The sequence below is a fragment of the Paenibacillus sp. EPM92 genome (assembly GCF_016586185.1).
Lineage (GTDB): Bacteria > Bacillota > Bacilli > Paenibacillales > NBRC-103111 > Paenibacillus_G > Paenibacillus_G validus.
In genome coordinates this window covers 1-804 of the sequence record NZ_BCPS01000135.1, presented here as the reverse complement: position 1 = coordinate 804, position 804 = coordinate 1, and the positions used below count along the sequence as shown (strand labels likewise).

The window sequence follows — 804 nt, the reverse complement described above, 5'->3', positions numbered from 1 at the left end:
CAATGGTCGGTATTCCCCGTTCTTCAGCGTCGTCTGGATTGCATCTACAAATCGCCCTTCGCCGATGACTTTGACGATGTGATCGATGGTCATTCCGTCTACCCCACCGCTTCCGCCGTTTCCTTTGACCCTTTTCCACGCTTCCCACAGAATATCGCTGCGGTGAACCTTGTCGTATAACGCATGAAACCGCCGCCTCGGATTTCCCTTGGCTGCAAGGCTTAGTGCTTGTTGGAGTTGTTGAGCTTTTACTTTGGCGTCGTTAGCAGGTTTAGCTGCATTCACTGACTCTTACCTCCTCCAAGTACTTGAACAAAGCAGGGGCCCTTCCCTCCATGAGGTTTTGTTGTCCTCACTTCACAGGTACTATAGCCCCCTCCGACTCCCTTCCCGCAGCTCGCCACTTCACCTTTTGGGCTTATAGGTCTGCTCCTTACGAAAAAAAAAAATATCGTGCGAGGGAGGGTCTCCCTAGTTCCAGACACAACTTTCTCGGCATGCCGTTCCCCATACACCGGAGAGTTCTTCCGCGCTGCGCTTCCAAGGGCTTCACGCGTCCCATGGCCTTCGCCCAGTTATCCGAGGCTCGGCTCTCTCTTGTCCCTCTCGGGTCTTTTTTGACGATGCGGCAGGATTCACTTCATGTTACGGCCTGTCGATTTGCTCGCACTCCGCAGAGTTACTTTGTCACGGGGCTTCAACCTTAGGATCTCTCCACCAGTTGCCCGTCAGCTACGAGGCGACTTGGCTCTTACCTCGACCGGACTTCCACCGGCTAGTTGTGCCTAGCTTGGCTAGGCGCGC

At 54.4% G+C, this 804-nt stretch carries 1 pseudogene; it reads right to left on the bottom strand.

Annotation, left to right across the window (positions count from 1 at the left end):
- A pseudogene (locus JMF85_RS28310) lies at window positions 1–285 on the bottom strand (group II intron reverse transcriptase/maturase); the annotation flags it as partial.
- Between the last annotated feature and the right edge of the window lie 519 nt (window positions 286–804).